Annotated in this window: 14 protein-coding genes and 2 riboswitches; of the genes, 4 read left to right on the top strand and 10 right to left on the bottom strand. The window is 71.6% G+C overall.

Features of this window, described 5'->3' with window-relative positions; all coding sequences use genetic code 11:
* Nucleotides 1–11 precede the first annotated feature (11 nt).
* Both AB8O64_RS01675 and AB8O64_RS01670 read right to left on the bottom strand, forming a co-directional pair.
* Entirely contained in the window at nucleotides 12–1,178 is a 1,167-nt protein-coding gene (locus tag AB8O64_RS01675) for an acyltransferase (protein ID WP_370417453.1), read from the bottom strand.
* Nucleotides 1,171–2,139, bottom strand: a complete 969-nt coding sequence (locus AB8O64_RS01670; protein WP_370417452.1) for an alpha/beta hydrolase — start codon at nucleotides 2,137–2,139, stop codon at nucleotides 1,171–1,173. Before AB8O64_RS01670 ends, AB8O64_RS01675 begins: the two co-directional genes overlap by 8 nt.
* A gap of 219 nt (nucleotides 2,140–2,358) precedes the next feature.
* Between AB8O64_RS01670 and AB8O64_RS01665 the strand changes: the two genes are divergently transcribed.
* Both AB8O64_RS01665 and AB8O64_RS01660 read left to right on the top strand, forming a co-directional pair.
* The gene (locus AB8O64_RS01665) at nucleotides 2,359–3,075 is read left to right on the top strand and encodes a TetR/AcrR family transcriptional regulator (protein ID WP_370417451.1); all 717 of its coding nucleotides are present in this window, start codon (nucleotides 2,359–2,361) and stop codon (nucleotides 3,073–3,075) included.
* Between the two features lie 96 nt (nucleotides 3,076–3,171).
* Nucleotides 3,172–4,185, top strand: coding sequence for a ferric reductase-like transmembrane domain-containing protein (locus tag AB8O64_RS01660; RefSeq protein ID WP_370417450.1), 1,014 nt, complete (start codon nucleotides 3,172–3,174; stop codon nucleotides 4,183–4,185).
* Here AB8O64_RS01660 and AB8O64_RS01655 read toward each other — a convergent pair.
* From AB8O64_RS01655 to AB8O64_RS01620, 8 genes are all read right to left on the bottom strand, one after another.
* Nucleotides 4,113–5,018 (bottom strand): ABC transporter ATP-binding protein, encoded by a 906-nt coding sequence (locus AB8O64_RS01655; protein ID WP_370417449.1) that lies wholly within the window; start codon nucleotides 5,016–5,018, stop codon nucleotides 4,113–4,115. The two genes, AB8O64_RS01660 and AB8O64_RS01655, sit on opposite strands and share 73 nt — an antisense overlap.
* A complete protein-coding gene (locus AB8O64_RS01650) occupies nucleotides 5,015–6,076 on the bottom strand; it encodes a FecCD family ABC transporter permease (RefSeq protein ID WP_370417447.1) in 1,062 nt (353 codons plus the stop codon). The genes AB8O64_RS01655 and AB8O64_RS01650 overlap by 4 nt, the downstream gene beginning before the upstream one ends.
* A 65-nt stretch (nucleotides 6,077–6,141) precedes the next feature.
* Nucleotides 6,142–7,170, bottom strand: a complete 1,029-nt coding sequence (locus AB8O64_RS01645) for an ABC transporter substrate-binding protein (protein ID WP_370417446.1) — start codon at nucleotides 7,168–7,170, stop codon at nucleotides 6,142–6,144.
* Between the two features lie 29 nt (nucleotides 7,171–7,199).
* Nucleotides 7,200–7,381: riboswitch (cobalamin riboswitch) on the bottom strand.
* Between the two features lie 56 nt (nucleotides 7,382–7,437).
* The gene (locus AB8O64_RS01640; RefSeq protein WP_370417444.1) at nucleotides 7,438–8,187 is read right to left on the bottom strand and encodes a class I SAM-dependent methyltransferase; all 750 of its coding nucleotides are present in this window, start codon (nucleotides 8,185–8,187) and stop codon (nucleotides 7,438–7,440) included.
* Entirely contained in the window at nucleotides 8,187–9,458 is a 1,272-nt protein-coding gene (locus AB8O64_RS01635; protein WP_370417442.1) for an MFS transporter, read from the bottom strand. Before AB8O64_RS01635 ends, AB8O64_RS01640 begins: the two co-directional genes overlap by 1 nt.
* Nucleotides 9,455–10,687 (bottom strand): ATP-grasp domain-containing protein, encoded by a 1,233-nt coding sequence (locus AB8O64_RS01630; protein ID WP_370417440.1) that lies wholly within the window; start codon nucleotides 10,685–10,687, stop codon nucleotides 9,455–9,457. The genes AB8O64_RS01635 and AB8O64_RS01630 overlap by 4 nt, the downstream gene beginning before the upstream one ends.
* Entirely contained in the window at nucleotides 10,684–11,706 is a 1,023-nt protein-coding gene (locus tag AB8O64_RS01625; RefSeq protein WP_370417438.1) for a cysteine synthase family protein, read from the bottom strand. The genes AB8O64_RS01630 and AB8O64_RS01625 overlap by 4 nt, the downstream gene beginning before the upstream one ends.
* On the bottom strand, nucleotides 11,703–12,686 hold the full coding sequence (locus tag AB8O64_RS01620) for a hypothetical protein (RefSeq protein ID WP_370417436.1): 984 nt from the start codon (nucleotides 12,684–12,686) through the stop codon (nucleotides 11,703–11,705). Before AB8O64_RS01620 ends, AB8O64_RS01625 begins: the two co-directional genes overlap by 4 nt.
* A 181-nt stretch (nucleotides 12,687–12,867) precedes the next feature.
* Nucleotides 12,868–13,096, bottom strand: a riboswitch (cobalamin riboswitch).
* Between the two features lie 173 nt (nucleotides 13,097–13,269).
* On the opposite strand from AB8O64_RS01620, the gene AB8O64_RS01615 reads away from it, so the two are divergent.
* Together AB8O64_RS01615 and AB8O64_RS01610 are read left to right on the top strand one after the other, a co-directional pair.
* Complete coding sequence (locus AB8O64_RS01615) at nucleotides 13,270–15,486, top strand: MMPL family transporter (RefSeq protein WP_370417435.1); 2,217 nt, start codon at nucleotides 13,270–13,272, stop codon at nucleotides 15,484–15,486.
* 5 nt (nucleotides 15,487–15,491) lie between these two features.
* Nucleotides 15,492–16,667, top strand: a complete 1,176-nt coding sequence (locus tag AB8O64_RS01610; RefSeq protein WP_370417434.1) for a sensor histidine kinase — start codon at nucleotides 15,492–15,494, stop codon at nucleotides 16,665–16,667.

The raw sequence follows: 16,667 nt of genomic DNA, 5'->3' as shown, positions 1-16,667 counted from the left end.
CAAGATCCACTCTAGGCACCGCGCACCACTGTCTTCCGCGCGGGGCGCCCCTCGCGCACGACCCGGCTGTCCTTGCGCGGCCGCCCTCGCTCGTAGGCGCGGAACGCCGCCCAGCACACCAGCAGCGCCCCCGCGAACACCGGCAGCCAGGCGAGCCGGGCGAGCAACCAGCCGGTCCCGTCGGGGACGGTGTGCAGACCGGGCAGGGCGCTGCCGGTGAGCAGACCGAGGGCGGTGACCGCGATCATCGCGGTCTGGTGCCACAGGAACACCGTCATCGCGGAGAGGTTCGCCAGCGCCACCGCCGCCCACACCGCCGGCCGCCGCAACACCCGGCGCAGCGGGCCGAGCAGCAGCAGGGCCGCCCCGCTCTGGGCCAGGCCGAAGCTGACGGCGGCGAGGGTGGGCGGGTTCAGGTTGGAGATCCTGGCGCCGGGCACGCCGACCATCGAGGCCGGGTAACCGGCGAACAGCACGAGAGAGGCGGTGGCGCACACACCGCCGAGGAACAGCCCCCACCCGATCGCGGGCCGTCCCGGCAGCCCTTGCCGTGCCCAGCGCGTCCCCAGGCAGTACGGGACCATCCAGCCCGCCGCCACGTTGATCCAGCCGAGCGGCTCGGGACCGTCGAAGGCGAACCGGAGCACATCGACGGACAGCACGACGGCCAGAGGCCACAGCGGGTGGAGCCGGGTCAGCACCGGCGTCGCCACTGTCAGCGCGGTGAAGACCAACAGGAACCAGAGCGGCGACACGACCAGTTTGCACAGGGCCTGCACGGTCGTGAAGCCGGCCCCCGACAGCAGCATGGCTCCCGCCGCCACCGCCCATACCGTCAGCACGGCGGCGACCGGCCTGAACAGCCGGCCCGTCCGCGCGCCGGTCCACTGACGGTACGTCACCCCCCGGGCGCGTGCGGCGGCATGGCTCCTGGCCCCGACGTACCCGCCCACCAGGAAGAAGACGGCGAGGGTCTGGAACACCCAGGAAACGGGGGCGAGCCGGGGAAAGTAGTGCAGGGGGCTGATGCCGCGTATCGTGCCGCTGTCGGCGACCAGGGCGGTCACCAGCCAGTGACCGAGCACCACGCCGAGGATGGCCAGGGCGCGCAGTGCGTCGACGGCCCGGTCGCGGTCGGGCGGGGTGGCGGCGTCGATCCGCCGGACGAGATCACGCATGACGGCCGGCCAGGGACGGTGCCTGTCCGGAGACGATCCGGGCGATGTTCTTCAGGGGCACGGAACCGGGCTTCAGATAGTCGCTGTGACCGCCGGTCCCCGCGTCGAAGACACGGGCACCGAATTCCCTCGCGACCGGGTCGGTCCCGAAGCCGACGGTGACGAAGGGCAGTCGGAGCCGCGCATGGGGCACGGCGGCGATCCAGTCGTCGGCGCCCCGGCCCGCCCAGACGGCGGCCCGGCTGCGCAGCCCGTCAACGCTGTCCGTGCCGGTGCCGGGGCTGCCGTACAGGACGACGGCGTCGGCCCGCAGGCCCGAGGCGCCACGGGCGCAGACGACCGAACCGTAGGAGTGACAGAGCAGCGACGTCCGGGCCGCGGGCTTCACCGCACGCAACTCCTCGAAAATTCGCCGGAGCCGGGGCGCCGCCACCTCGGCCCGCCCCGGAGTCATCGCCTCGGGGCTCGCCGTGCTCGGTGTCCGGTAGCCGAGCCAGGCGATGACCGCGGCCCGCTCGCCCAGCTGCTGCCGCAACGCGACGGCGCCGGCCCGGAAGCGCCCGTACGTGTCGAGGCTCGTGTCCGAGCCCGGTACCAGTACGGCTATCCGCTCGGCCCGGGACAGGTCACCGAAGACCTCGGTGGTGCGGCCGCCGTCGCGGCCGTCGAAGGAGAGGAAGTGACGCGTCGGTTCCGCCATGGCGCGCAGCACCGCGGCCCGCCTGCGGTCACCGTGGTCCGCGGCCATCCGCCCGGCCGCCCGGATGCCGTCGCGGTTGACTGCGTACCGCTCGTCGAGGGCGGCGGGCGTCGCGGCCCGCATCGGGGCGAGGAGGGCCGGGGCGGGTGCCGGGACGGCCGCGGGGCGGGCAGCTCCCGCGACCGGCACCGCCACCGAAGCGGCGACGAGCACGGCGAGCAGCGTGCGGAGCGGGCGGCTGCCGCGCGGGCGGAACGCCATGGTGGGGGTCCTTCCGTACCGGGTGTCTTCCGTGTTTCCGGTACCGAAGTTATGGATCGCGCCGAGTGGTCGGCGTCCCGCCGGGGAGCGCACTCTCCGCGTAGCTCCGGAGTACTACGGGTAGGGGGTGGGGCCGGCCTGGGGCCGCCGTACGCATACTGCGCACGGTGTGCTCTAGGGTGGGCGGGGAGCGAGACCGACAGGGAACGAGGAAGCCGTATGTCAGCCGATGAGCAGCCGATCGCCTCGGTCTGGACCCGTCCGCGCCACCGGCGTGAGCAGCTGAGCCGGGAGCAGATCGTCTCCGAGGCCGTGGCGCTGCTGGACGCCGAGGGCCTCGAGGCCCTGAGCATGCGGCGCCTGGGCACCCGGCTGGGTGCCGGGGCCACGTCGCTCTACCGGCACGTGGCCAACAAGGACGAGCTGATCGAGCTGGTCGTGGACGAGGTGTACGGCGAGCTCGAGGTGCCGGCCGCCGACGAGGCGGCGGGCTGGCGTCCGGCCGCGGTCCGCAGTGGTGCCAGTCTGCGGTCGATGGCCCTGCGGCACCCCTGGGTCGCCTCCGTACTCGGACAGGTCGGCCTCGCCCACCTGGGGCCCAACGTGATGCGGATGTCGGAGCGCATGCTCGCCGTCTTCAAGACCGCGGGCTTCGCCCCGGACGAGGCCGACCAGGCCATGAACACGCTCATCGCGTACGTCATCGGCATGGCGACCAGCGAGGCCGCGTATCTGTCGCTGATCGCCCGGAGCGGCAGGAGCGAGCAGGAGTTCGTGGAGAGCCTGCGGGCCACGCAGGAGCACCTGCGGGTGCCGGAGGGGCAGCTCGCGCAGCGCGGCAAGGATCCGCGGCAAGTCCGTGAGGACAACTTCGACTACGGGCTTCAGCGCGTCCTCGACGGTCTGGAGGCCCGGCTCCACAGCGCCAACGGCTGAGGTTGCCGTCTGTGGTGGGGCCTCTCAACGCAAGGCCCCGGGGCGGGAATTGAGGATCCTGGGACACGGCGGGCCCCCGCGCGGAAGGATCGGCGTATGAGGTCTGACGCGACATCCGCTTCCGGCAGTCAAGAGGGCATACGCGAGCCCGACGGCCCTCGGCGTCGCGGCGGGCCCGCGCTGAAGACCGACGCGCGGTCCGCCGTACCCGACGTCTGCGCCGCCCTGGCCGTCACCGCTACCGTTTTCCTGTTCCTCTTCGCGCGTGTGCGATCGGGGGAGTCGGCGACCGTCGCGGTCATGCCCTTCATGAAGGACGCCGGCACCTACTGGATGTATATCCTCAGCCAGGCCTTCGGCTGGTCGGGACTGCTGTGGGCCTGGATCACGATCATGCTCGGGCTGCTTCTCTCCGGTCCCCGGCCCGGCCGGCTGCCGGTCTCCAGGGCCGGGCTCGAACGCCGGCACCGCGTCACCAGCCTCACCACCATGGCGCTGATGCTCGCCCACGCCTTGATGTTCGCGGCGGAACTCATACGCTACAAAGCGGAGTTGACCTGGGCTCAGCGCTTCTGGGACGCGTTCGTGGACACCTTCGTGCCCGGCGGGTACTCCTCGGGGACCGGCCGGCTCGCCATCCCCATCGGACAGGGCGCCCTCTATCTCGCCATCCCCCTGGGCCTGCTCTTCTACGTCCGGCACCGTATCGGCCCGCACACCTGGCGCAGACTGCACCGCTTCATCGTCGTCGTCTACGTCCTCAGCGTCTGGCACACCCTGCTGTACGGCACCAACGTCTGGTACGCCGAGTGGCCGCGCACCGCGCTGTGGCTGCTGCAACTCCCCGTCGCCGCCCTGCTCCTGCTACGGCTGCTGCGCCCTGCCCGCCGCGCCGAGCGGCTCACGTGGCCCGGCCGGCGCGGAGGCGGCGCCGACCGGCCGCCCCCGCCCCGACTCCCGGCATGGGCGGCCCGGGTGGTGGGCCGGGTCGCGGTCGGCGCGGTGCTCGTCGGCCTCGTCGCCGTGGTCGCCTCGGGTCACGACGGCGGCCGGGAACGCCCCGCTCCCGCCCCCTCGCCGCAGGCCCCGCACGACCACGGGTCCGGTTGACGCCCGTCGGTGGACGCGGCCGGTTCCCCGGTCACCACCACGTCCCCGCCCGTCGCCGCCTCCTCGGGGAGGAAGGTGACATGGGGTGCGCCGGTCCGGGGATGGACGGTGACTTCTCCCCTCACTCCGTAGACCTCGGCGAGCAGCCGGGCGGTGAGCACCTCCCGCGGCGGCCCCGACGCCGCTACCGAGCCGTCCCGCAGCACGTAGAGGCGGTCGCAGTAGTAGGCGGCCAGGTTGAGGTCGTGGAGCGCGACCAGAGCCGTGGCGGGGATTCGGCGCAGGAGGCCCAGCACCTGCATCTGATGCCGGATGTCCAGGTGGTTGGTCGGCTCGTCGAGGACCAGGAGGGCGGGCTGCTGGGCCAGTGCCCGCGCGATCAGTACGCGCTGTCGCTCGCCCCCCGAGAGTTGGTCGAAGGGGCGGTCTGACAGCTCCGTCGCGTCGACCCGTGCCAGTGCGGAATCCACCAGCCGGGCGTCCTCGACGGTGTCCCCGTCGAGCAGACGTTTGTGGGGAGTGCGCCCCATGGCCACCACGTCGCGCACCACCAGATCGAAATCGGCGCCGGGCTCCTGCACCACCGCCGCCAGCGTGCGTGCCAGCCGCCGCACGGGCAGCCGCCAGGCGTCCGCCCCGTCGACGAGCACCCGCCCGGCATCCGGGCGCAGAACCCGGTAGACGGTGCGCAGCAAGCTCGACTTGCCGCTGCCGTTGGGCCCCACCACCCCGACCACCTCACCGGGGGCGGCGCTCACGGACACGTCCCGGATGAGGCGGTGCGCTCCGGCAGTGACCGTGAGGCCCTCCACGTCCAGTTCCGTCGCGCTCATTCCACCCCCCGGCCGGTGCCCCGCCGGGCGTCCCGGCGCATCAGCCACAGGAAGAACGGGCCACCGCACAGGGCGGTCAGCACCCCGACCGGAATCTCCTGCGGTGCGGCGACCTTCCGGGCCGCGATGTCGGCCCACACCAGGAAGACCGCCCCCGCCAGAGCCGCCGTCGGCAGGACACGGCGGTGGTCCCCGCCGACGAAGAGTCGCACGATGTGCGGCAGCATGAGCCCGACGAAGCCGATGGGCCCGGCCGCCGCCACCAGGACACCGGTGACGAGGGAGAGCAGCACGAACATCCGGCCGCGGAACCGCGCCACATCCAGTCCCATGGTGGTGGCGGCCTCCTCGCCCGCCAGCAACAGATTGAGCGACCGGGCCTGCAGGAGCAGCAACGTGACGGCCACCAGCAGTGCGCCCGCCGGCAGCCAGAGGGTGTCCCACCGCACTCCGCCGAGGCCCCCGAGCGTCCAGGCGAGCACCTCGCGCGCCTGGTTGCCGCGGTCGGCGGTCAGGAGCACGAGATCCGTCAGGGCGGTCGCGACGGCGGCGACGGCGACTCCGGAGAGCACCAGCCGGACGGAGGTGATCCGCCCGGCGGCCCGGGCGGTCGCGTAGACCAGCAGCAGGGTGAGCAGGGCTCCCGCGAAGGCGGAAACCGACAGCGACAGCGTGCCGAACAAGGTCACACCGGAGACGATGACCAGGACCGCTCCCAGCGAGGCGCCCGAGGACACACCCAGCAGATACGGGTCGGCGAGCGGATTGCGGACCAGGGCCTGCATGGCCGTGCCGACCACCGCGAGGCCGGAGCCGGTCACCGCGCCGAGCAGCACCCGGGGAGCCCGGGCGTCGAGGACGATGGTCTCCCGCGCCCGGGACCAGGCCGGCTCCGGCCACGGCGCCCCCATGCGGTGGGCGATGATGCCCCACACCTCACCGGGCGGCACGTTCACCGAACCGATGGTCAGCCCGGCCGTCACCGAGACCAGCAGGAGAGCGCCGAGCAGCACCAGGACCAAGGGATACGGCACCTTGCGCCGTCGGCGCGGTGGCATCCCGTCAGAGCGCGAGCGCCGGGACGCCGTGCCGGCCGTGTCCGCCATGGCCGACGGACGGGCCGTCACCGGAACCGCTCGGGATGCAGTCGACGGGCCAGGTCCTCCACCGCGTAGGGGGGCCGCACACCGACCAGGGTCGAGGTCAGCGGCAGTACCGTGAACCGCTGGTTCTTGACGGCGGGCACGTCGGCGAGGGCGGGGTGGGACAGGAGGAACTTCTTCTTCTGCTCGACGCTGCCCGAACCGCGGTAGTCGTAGATGGCGATGACCTCGGGCTTGCGCTCGGCGACCTGCTCCCAGGAGACGTCGCCGAAGACCTCGTCGAGGTCCCCGAACACGTTGCGCCCTCCGGCCAGCCGGATGATCTCCGTGCCCAGGCTCTTGCCGCCCGCCGTGAAGGCCGCCTTGTCCCCGCTGTCGTAGACGAACACCGGCACCGGTCGGCCGCCTTCGACCGTCTTGGTCGTCTTGTCGACGCGTTCCTCGAGGCGGGTCACGAGCTCGTCGGCCCTGCCCTGGATGCCGAAGATCCGGCCGATGGTACGGATCTCCTCGTAGGCGTCCGCCATGGCCACACGGCCTTTGCCGCAGTATTCGCGGTTCAGGTAGGTGTGGATGCCCGCCTCGGCGAACACCTTGCGGGAGCGTCCCTCCTTCTCCGCGAACGCGGAGCCGTAGCCGCCGTACACGAAGTCCGGGTCGGCGTCCACGACCGTCTCGAAGGACGGCTCCTTCTTCGCCAGCTCCGGAATTCTGTTGAAGTCACGGCGGTGCTCGGGCAGCACCGCGGAATCGGGGAACGCCGTGCCGACCATGGCCTTCTTCAGCCCGAGGGCGAGCATCAGCTCGGCCGGGTGCTGGTGGATGGTCACCACCCGGGTGGGTGGCTTGTCGTAAGTGGTCCGGGTGCCGCAATTGTTGATGGTGACGGGGAACCCCTTCGCCCCCGGGGCCCCGGCCCGGTCGTCCGCACGGTCCGTCGCTCCGCAGCCCGCCAGGATGGTCGTGGCGAGAACCGAAGCCAACGCACAGCGGAGGACCCGCCGACGGGTGGGGGACGAAAAGGAAGGACGGTGGATGCCGTCGTACACGTGATGCCTCCTGCGGAGTCCGCGCTCCTCGGACAGCCCTCGCGACGGGACAGTGTCCTGACTCCCGGAGCGACGTTCCCTGGGACCCGACCGCGCTCGCGGTGGTCTCCCAGAGGTGTCGCTTCCCGGTCACAGTGGCGGGACCGTGCCGGACTCACACCGGCTTCCTGATTCCCCGTCGCGACGATGACCCGGTGATATTACGAGTGGCGGGCGAGGCGGGAAAGGGCGCGCGACCGATGGCTTCACGCCCCCCCTTCGCCTCGTTCAGCCCTTACGGGTGGCGCGAAGGATCAGCCGTTCGGCGTCCTGGTCGTAGGGCCGGCCGTCGAAGCCGCCGAAGATCTCCACCTCTTCAAATGCGGCCTCCTCGGCCATCGCCCGCAGCTCGACCGCGCTGTACACGAACCAGACCAGGCTCGCCCGGTGCACGCGGTCGCCCCGGACCAGTACCCAGTCGCTGCGCAACCGGGCCCAGTCGTCGAGCACGGTGTCGGTCTGCACCAGCAGATCACCGCCCCGGTGGACGACCTTCGGCGGCACGACCTTTCGGGCCAGGAGCTCCTTGCCCGCCACGTCCAGCAGCAGACGGCCACCGGGCTGCAGACAAGCGCGCATGTTGTGCAACACCCGCATGTTGTCGGCGTGTTCCTCGAAGTACCCGAACGACGTGAACATATTGAGCACGACGTCGTACGCCTCCGGCTCGACGTGGTGCAGCGCGTCGGTCCCGACGAAGCGGGCCTTCGCCCCCGCCGCCCCGCAGAACTCCCGCGCCCGCTCCAGCATCGCCGGGCTGCGGTCCACGCCGGTGACGTGATGGCCGCGACGGGCCAGCGGAACGGTGAACACCCCCGGGCCGCAGCACAGGTCGAGGACGCGGGATCCGGGAGTGAAGTCCAACAGGGGAGAGGAGTCGAGGAGTTCCTCCGCTTGCGTGTAGCGCTGTTCGGAGAAGAGAAAGTCGTAGAACCCGGTCCAGAACTCGTCGTCCTCGAACCCGTCCGTCCGTGTCATCAGGAATCAGCCTTCCTTCGCGTCGTCGAGTCGATCGGTTTCCGTGCACCCGGTGCCGCGCGCACCGCGAGCAGCAGGGGCGGCAGAAGCAGACACTGCGCGGCGGCCGCCAGCCAGAACCAGCCGGTCTCTCCGGCACCGAGGCCGAGACCGTAGAGCTGTCCGCCGAGAATCCCGCTGGCGCACGCGCCGAGGCCGGCCGCGAGACGCTGCTGCCCGAACACGACGGCATCGGAGCGCGGGCTGCGGCGCAAGGCCTCCAGGTCGTTCTTCAGGAACAGCACGATGTCACCGAAGGTGATCAGCGCACCGCCCAGGAGCAGCGTCGGACGGGTGCCGGCCGCCAGGACCGCCATCCCGGCGGCGAGCGCGAGGAAACCCCCCACCAGCGCCCACCGGTAGGGCATACGACGGATCCAGCCGGAGGCCAGTGGCTGGACCACGATGACCAGGACGAAGCAGGTGAGCAGCACCAGGCTGTAGAACTCGCTGGACGCCCGCTCCACCGCGAACACAGCCAGATAGTGCTGGAAGTAGAAGTACAGATAGAAGGCCAGCAGATTGGCCGCGAAGGGCAGCGCTGCCACGCCCGAGAGCAGGCCCCGGCCCACCGCCGCACCACCGGCCCTCCCCGCATCCGCGCCGCCGGCCCCACCCGTCGGCCCCACCGGCGCGCCCTCCGCGGGCAGCAGCGCGTGGCCGGCCGTCACGACCAGGAACAGGGCGGCCGCAGCGAGGAACAGCCAACCGGGCGAGGACAGTACGAACGGGCCGGCGATCAGCGGTCCGACCGCCATGCCCGCGTTGAGCGCCGCGTTCCCGGCCGACAGGAACATCGGCCGCCGTGCGTCGTCCACGCCGTGCACCAGATACGCCTTGTTCGCGGGGAGATACAGCGCCGCACCGCAACAGGTGAGGATCAGCGCGCCCACGACGAGCGGCGGCCAGCGCAACGCCGACAGCAGACCCACGAAGCCCGCCGTACGTATCACCAGGGCCCACACCATGGTGCGCCGCAGACCGATCCGGTCCGCGAGCGCCCCGCCGACGACGCCACCGGAGAACTGCACGAGGGACGCCACGGCCAGGACCAGACCCACCGCTCCCAGGCCCATGCCGAGCCGTTCGTGCAGGAACACCGACATGAACGGCAGGACCATGAAGCTGCCCAGCGGGATGAGGAAGGAACTGACCAGCAGGAACCGCAGCGGTCCGCTCAGCCGGAGAAGCGAGACCCCGAGGGGCGCCGCCGTGGCCCGCCCTCCACTCACCCGGCCGCCCGCTCGGTGTGGACCCGTACGGCGTTGGCGGCGGCCACGGCGCGGTGGGTGGCCAGTTCAGCGGTGTCCGCTTCCGCCCAGACGATGCCCGCGTAACCCCGGCTGTCGCCCAGGTGCTCGATACGGTCCCCGACGCGCTTGACCGGATACCAGGCGGGCGACCCCGGCATGTCCTCCAGCCGGTCGAGGCCCGTCACACCCGTGAACACCCCTGCGCGTTCCGGGTATCCGAGTACGAACGCGACCGCCGGGCCGCCCGGCAGCTCCGCGTCGATGAGGCGGGGGCGACGGCCGAGAGAGGCCTCCACCATCGCCTCGTACACATTGCAGCCGAGAGCCCGGCACATGCCCTCCGCGACGAGAGCACCGCCGATCCGAGGATTGATCTCGATGATCTCCGGGCCCGTCACGGTGAGGGCGAACTCGACGTGGGCAAACCGGTCGGTGTACCCCACTGCCGCGAGGATCTCGCCCAGCCACTTCTCCAGCGACAGGCGTTGCGGCTCGGGGAAGGCGACGGGGAACGCGGTGATCTCCTCACGGAAGTGCGGCTCGTGCGACATCAACCGGCTGGAGACGCCCAGCAGCCTGGTCCGCCCCTCCCAGGTGAGTGTCTCGGCGCTGTAGAGAGGCCCGGAGAAGTACGGCTCCGCGAAGAGGCGGCCGGTCAGCCGCCGCCCGCCGGCCTCGCGCAGGGCCTCTTCGAGCTCCGGTAAGTCCCGGGCGAGCCAGACGTTCTGGCTGCCGGTTCCGGCGGTGTCCTTCAGGACGGCGGGGAAGCCCACCTCCTTCCCCAGCCGACGCGGGTAGTCGGCGTCGGCCCCCAGGGCTCCGGCCTCCACTGCCCGGCCCCTCGTCAGGCCCGCCTCGTGGAGCAGATTGCGCACCCTTGCCTTGTCCCGCGTCAGCTCCAGCACGGCGGCGTCCAGGCCGGGCAGCCGGAAGCGGGCCGTCAGCTCGGCACCGACCAGCGTCCAGGTGTCGGTCGAGCTGATGAGCCCCCGCAGCCCCGGGAGGCGGGCGAGGTCCGCGGCCACGGCCTCCACGTCGAAGGTGTCGATCTCGACCACGTCGAGGGCCCCGTCCGGCAGCTGCCGCAGTTCGTGCGCGTAGACGAGCGGGTCGCGGGTCAGCAGCCGGATCCGCTCGCCGAGCGCGTCGGCGGCCCGGACCAGGTGCCCCAGGCCGAAAGTGAGGGCTTCCAGGGAGACCACCGTCACGATGCGAGCTCCTTCTGCCGGCCCGGTGCGGGGCTGCGGTTCCAGGCCATCGTCGACCAGGGCATGGACAGGTCCGCCGGCGACGTGATCTCGGCCGGGCCGAGCGCGGCGGTGTCCAGGGCCTCGCGGTGCCGGGCGAAGACCCGCTCGACGTAGCGGTGACCGGTGTCGGCCCCGATCACCAGATGGAGCCGGCCGGGGCAGCGGCGCGCCTCCCAGGAGGCGGCGAGGTAGGCGGCGCCCGTGGACAGGCCGGCGAACACCGCGTGCTCGCGCAGCAGCGCCACGGCCCCCGCCATGGCGTGCTGGAAGTCCATCCAGTGGATCGCGTCGTACAGATGGTGGCGGACGTTGTCGAAGACGATCGAGGAGCCGATGCCGGCGATGATGGCCTCCGGATCGTGGTGGTCCTCACTGCCGAAGGTGACGCTCCCGAAGGGCTGCAGACCGATCAGACGGACCGACGGATCACGCCGGCGCAGATGCTCGACCAGCCCGCCCGTGGAGGCGCCCGACCCGATCCCCCCGACGACGGTCAGCGGCCGGTCCGGGAGCGCGGTGGCGACGATGTCCGCGAACTCCCGGTATCCCAGATAGTGGATGTCGTCGTGGTACTGACGCATCCAGTGGACGTCGGGACGCTCCGCCAGGATCTGCCGCACCCGCGCCACGCGCAGCTCCTGGTCGAGTGCGAGGTTCTTCGACGGGGCGACCTGCTCGACGGTGGCGCCGAGGATCTCCAACTGGGCGCGGGTGGTGGCGTCGACGGTGGTGGACGCGACGATGTGGCAGCGCATGCCGTAGCGGTGACAGGCCAGCGCCAGTGCCTGGGCGTAGATTCCGCTGGAGCTGTCGACGAGGGTCTGCCCGGGCCGGACCGTGCCCCGGTCGAGCAGTCGGCGCACCGCGGCGAGCGCGGAGTAGATCTTCATGGATTCGAAGCGGGCCAGGACCATGCCGTCGGACAGTCGGATCAGGTGCGGGGACTTGAGAGCGTCGGCGATATGGGCGTGTATCACCCGTAGCCTCCTTGGGCGAATGAGCACTGGTGGCCGAGCGTGTGGAAGAAGCCGGACAGTTCGTCCTTGAGCGCGGGGGAGGGGCGGCGGGCGAAGAGATAGCCGACGAGGCAGCCGGTGTGCGCGACGAACACACCGTCCGCCCCGAACTCCTCGCGGTGTGCCAGCACGGTCTCGAACGTGGCTTTGGGCAGCACCTCCTGGGAAAGAGCGGCGCTGGTCGTCGCCGAACGGGCGACAGCCGCGGGATCGGCTGCCGAGAAGCCCTTGAGGAGATCGGTCAGGCAGCGCTCGTAGTCCGCTGACCGCCGCAGGTAGTGCCGCAGCAGCAGCGGGGTCACCGCGGCCGTGTCGACGGTGCCGGCCTCCGTGATGAACGCGGTGTGGAAGGCGATGGCGGTTCCCATGCGGCGGACGACACGGTGCCGGTCACTGAGATACAGCGCGAACTCGTCGAGGAAGACACTGTCCGCGCGTTCGATCGCGGACAGCACCTCGATCACCGCACGCGGGTCGTAGGGCAGCGAGAAGATCCGGAACAGACAGCGCAGCGTCGCCACGATGTCGGCGGTGGAGCTGGCCATGCCCACGCCGACGCGCAGGTCGGAATGGGCACTCCACCGGCCCGGCGGCAGGGTCAGGCCGTAGCGCTCCAGGAACAGCCCGGCGGCCCGCGCCGTCTTCTCCCCGGCCGGCAAGGCCCCCGGAGGGCCGGCACCCCGGGTGAAATGCACCCAGGAGTGCCGGTCGACGGGGAAGGAGACGAGCGCGATGCGTTGCTCGCCCTCGTGTCGGAGCGGCCCCTGGAACAGCTCCCCGAGGGTGCCGTGGCACACCCCCGAGAAGGTCCGCCCGTCCCGTGCACACGGAACGCGGAGCACGGGCCGCGCGTCGACGACGGCTCGATCGGTCTGCGGCGCCGTGCCGACCGCCGTACGGGAGGGCGGGACGGGGGCGCCCCCTTGCCCGGAGGACGTCACCGAGGCGGCCTGGGGGGAGGGCGGCGAGGGACATCGGTCACCAGGGCACTCCTTCGCGCGTCGCCGGGATCCCGGGACCGCTGAGGGCACGCGAAGGAACAGCGGACGCCGCCCGGCACGAGCACGATGCCCACCTGCACCCGCCGGCCCACCCTCGAGGCCACCGCGATCAGCGCGTGCGGGCCGCACGCGCGCAGTGGGCAGGTTTCGGACTCGTGGGCCTGCGAGGTCGCACGCGACCTACCTCGCACCTACCGGCCGTCGCTTCCCGGACCCGTTCTCCCGGACCGGTGCCGATGACGACGTTCGTTCCCACTCACCGTTGCGGGGCAGTCCCGGACTCCCACCGGGTTCCCTCTTACGACGCGGCTGCCAGGCGGACAGCGCGAACCGACTGCGCCTCCAGAGTAAAGGGGCGGACGCGTGTGCGACAGGGGGCCTGACGACCCCACCGGGGTGTGAGGGAAAGGGACTTGGGGCGAAGGGGGCTGGGGGCGACCCCTCGTGTCCACCGACCGGTGGACACGAAGTTCAACCGGTCGAGGCTCATGGCAGCGGCACCCCGGCGACCAGCATGGACACCATGACGACCTTCCCTGTACGTATGGCCCGTTGGAGTGCCGGGCACCCGTGGCGCGCGATAGGCGGCTGGTTCCTGTTCGTCGCCCTGTGTCTCGGCGCCGGGATCTCGGTGGGCGCCAACGCCGCCACCAGTGAGGATTTCCGCGTCGGTGAAGCGGGCCGGGCGGAGGCCATGGCGGCCGGGGGCGGACTGCACCAGAAGCCCGTGGAGCGCGTGCTGATCACCGCGAAGCCCGGCACGGACACGCTCGACCGGACCGCCGCGGACACCGCCGCCCGGGACATCACCGCCCGGATGCGGAAACTTCCCGAAGTCGCCTCCGTGGGCGCGCCCGTGCGCTCGGCCGACGGCAGAGCGGTCCGGGTCGATGTGACCATGAAGGGCCCCGAGCTCGACGGCAAGAAGCACGTCGCACCGCTGCGGGCGCAGACCGCCGCGGTGCGGGCCGCACACCCCGCACTGCGCGTGGAGGAAACCGGCAGCCCCTCCATCAGCAAGGGCGTCGAGAAGCTGCGCGGCGACGACCTCTCCCGCACGGAGATCATCGCGCTGCCCGTCACCCTGATCACCCTGCTGTTCGTCTTCCGCTCCGTGGCGATGGCCACCGTGCCGCTGCTGCTGGCACTCTCCTCGATCGCCGCCGCCATCGGCCTGTCCATGCTGGCCTCGCACGCCTTCCCCGACGCGGGCGTCGGCACCAACGTCATCCTGCTGATCGGCCTGGCCGTCGGCGTCGACTACACCCTCTTCTACCTCAAGCGCGAACGGGAGGAACGCGCCCGGGCGGGCGGCCGGCTCAGCTCGCAGGCCGTGGTGGAACTCGCCGCGGCCACCTCCGGACGGGCCGTCGTGCTCTCCGGGCTCGCCGTCGCCGTCTCCAGCGCGACGCTGTACCTGGTGGACGACGTCATCTTCTCCTCGATCGCCACGGGCGCGATCGTCGTCACCCTGGTCGCCGTGGTCAGCTCGCTCACCGTGCTGCCCGCGCTGCTGGCCACGTTCGGTGAGCGGGCGGAGCGCCGCGCGCTGCGCAAGGCCGCCCGCGCGGCCGGGAGCGGGACCGCACAGCCGAAGCACCCCCGGCAGCCGAAGGGCGGTGCCGGTCGCCTCACCGGGGCCGTCCTGCGCGCCACGAGCAGGCGTCCGGCCGCCACCCTGACCGTCGCCGTCCTCGCGACACTCGCCCTGGCCGCCCCGCTGCTGGACCTCGAACTGACCGACATGGGCCGCGAGACCCACTCCCGCTCCATCCCCGCCATGCAGACGTACGACCGGCTGAACCACGCCTTCCCGGAACTGAAGTCCATGCACCAGGTCGTCGTACGCGCTGAGCCCGCCCTCGCCGACGAAGTGACCGGCGCGCTGCGCGAACTCGCCCGCCGCGCCGAAGCCGACCCGGCCCTCACCGGCACGGCGGAACTGCGCACCTCACCCGACCGGCGCGTCAGCCTCCTGGAACTGCCCGTACCGCACCACGTGAGCTCCGACGCGGCGCAGACATCCCTCGAACGCCTCCGCGGGACGTACGTACCGGCCACCGTCGGCCAGGTGACCGGCGCCCGGACCGCGGTGACCGGGGACGTCGCCCGCTACGCCGACTACCCCGAGCACCAGAAGCAGAAGCTGCCGATCGTCATCGGGTCCCTGCTCCTGGTGACCTTCGCCATGACGGTGTGGGCGTTCCGCTCCGTGCTCCTCGGCCTCATCGGCGTGGCACTGAACCTGCTCTCGGCCGCCGCCTCGCTCGGTCTGCTGGTGCTGGTCTTCCAAGGCGAATGGGCCGAGCCCCTGCTCGACTTCACCTCCACCGGCTCGGTCGGCTCCCGGGTACCGCTGTTCCTGTTCGTGATCCTCTTCGGCCTGTCGATGGACTACCAGGTGTTCGTCATCAGCCGGATCCGGGAGGGTGTGCTCCGCGGTGTGCCGACCCGGCAGGCCGTACTCGAAGGCATCGGCGGCTCGGCGAGTGTGGTGACCAGCGCCGCCTTCGTGATGGTGACGGTGTTCGCCAGCTTCGTGCCCCTGCACATCATGGAGATGAAGCAGATCGGCTTCAGCCTGGCGGTGGCCGTACTGATCGACGCCTTCGTCATCCGTATCGTGATCCTGCCCGCACTCATGCTGCTGCTCGGCGACAGGTGCTGGTGGCCGTCGCGGAACGGTCGCGGAGCACCGCCCGTCGTCCCGGTCGGCCGACCGCTCGAAAACGTAGGCTGACCAGCATGATTCAACGGCCACAGCCCAACGACCGGTTCTGGATACCGACGCTTCACCGGTGGTACACCGTCGCCTGGGTGCTCCTCGGTCTGGCGCCCTCCGTCATCGGTGTGCGGAACGATTCCGGAGCGGCGAAATACTGGTCGCTGGCGCTGCTGGCCGTGATCTCCCTCGGCTACGCCACCCTGCGTCTCTTCCCGGGCAATCCCGTGTGGCGTCCGCGCGTTCATCTGAGTGTCCTCGCCCTCGGTGTGGGGGCGATGGGCGGTCTGCCGGGCGGGGGCGCGGCGCTGTTCATCGTGTCCCTCCCGCAATTCTGGATGTTCGCCGCGAGCCCGGGATCGGCCATTGCCTACAGTGGCGCCGCCGTGGTGGTGACCGTGACCGCCCGGGCCGTTCGGCACACGGAACTCCTCACGGGCAACGTCGCCTTCACCGTCATCGGCTACGCGGCCGGTGTGCTCGTCGGGCTGCTGGTGCATCGCATCGTGCGGCAGAGCGACGAACGTGCCCGCCGACTGAACGCCGAGCTGGAGAACGCCCACCAGCAGCTGGTCGAGGCCCACCAGCGCCAGGGCGCCGCGGAGGAGCGGGAACGGCTCGCGCGGGACATCCACGACACCCTCGCCCAGGGTTTCGCGTCCATCATCGTGCTCGCCGAGGCGGCCCGCTCCGGACTCGGTACCGACCCGGGGAAGAGCGCCCAACAGCTGCTCTCCATCGAGCACACCGCCCGCGAGAACCTCGCCGAAGCGCGCGTCCTGGTCGGCTCCGCCCCCCAGAGCGGCGTCGCCCCCGGCTCGGTCGCCCGCGCCCTGCGCCGCACCCTGGACCGCTTCGCCGAGGACACCGGCCTCACGGTCGACGCGGAGCTGCCGGACGTCGAATGCGACCAGCAGACCCGGATCGCCCTCCTGCGCTGCACGCAGGAGTCGCTGGCCAACATCCGTAAACACGCGGCCGCTTCCACCGTGGGCGTCGTCCTCGCCGACCACGGCTACGGTCTGGAACTGGAGATCACCGACGACGGCCGCGGCTTCGTCGTCGCGGACTCCTGCGGCTTCGGCCTCGACGGCATGCGCAAGCGGCTGGCCGAACTCGGCGGCGAGCTCACGGTCACCAGCTCGGTCGGCGACGGCACCCGCGTCCTCGCCATGGTCCCCACGAACGGTCAGGTGTGA

Origin of the sequence: Streptomyces sp. QH1-20, assembly GCF_041283565.1 — a bacterium.
In the GTDB taxonomy this organism is placed as follows: Bacteria; Actinomycetota; Actinomycetes; order Streptomycetales; family Streptomycetaceae; genus Streptomyces; species Streptomyces syringius.
This window is presented reverse-complemented; position numbering and strand designations above follow the sequence as displayed.

What these genes read in the sequence shown, in the direction of transcription:
- AB8O64_RS01675 (WP_370417453.1), bottom strand. Translation starts at nt 1,178, where the DNA reads ATGCGTGATCTCGTCCGGCGGATCGACGCCGCCACCCCGCCCGACCGC.
- AB8O64_RS01670 (WP_370417452.1), bottom strand. Translation starts at nt 2,139, where the DNA reads ATGGCGTTCCGCCCGCGCGGCAGCCGCCCGCTCCGCACGCTGCTCGCC.
- AB8O64_RS01665 (WP_370417451.1), top strand. Translation starts at nt 2,359, where the DNA reads ATGTCAGCCGATGAGCAGCCGATCGCCTCGGTCTGGACCCGTCCGCGC.
- AB8O64_RS01660 (WP_370417450.1), top strand. Translation starts at nt 3,172, where the DNA reads ATGAGGTCTGACGCGACATCCGCTTCCGGCAGTCAAGAGGGCATACGC.
- AB8O64_RS01655 (WP_370417449.1), bottom strand. Translation starts at nt 5,018, where the DNA reads ATGAGCGCGACGGAACTGGACGTGGAGGGCCTCACGGTCACTGCCGGA.
- AB8O64_RS01650 (WP_370417447.1), bottom strand. Translation starts at nt 6,076, where the DNA reads ATGCCACCGCGCCGACGGCGCAAGGTGCCGTATCCCTTGGTCCTGGTG.
- AB8O64_RS01640 (WP_370417444.1), bottom strand. Translation starts at nt 8,187, where the DNA reads ATGACACGGACGGACGGGTTCGAGGACGACGAGTTCTGGACCGGGTTC.
- AB8O64_RS01615 (WP_370417435.1), top strand. Translation starts at nt 13,270, where the DNA reads ATGACGACCTTCCCTGTACGTATGGCCCGTTGGAGTGCCGGGCACCCG.
- AB8O64_RS01610 (WP_370417434.1), top strand. Translation starts at nt 15,492, where the DNA reads ATGATTCAACGGCCACAGCCCAACGACCGGTTCTGGATACCGACGCTT.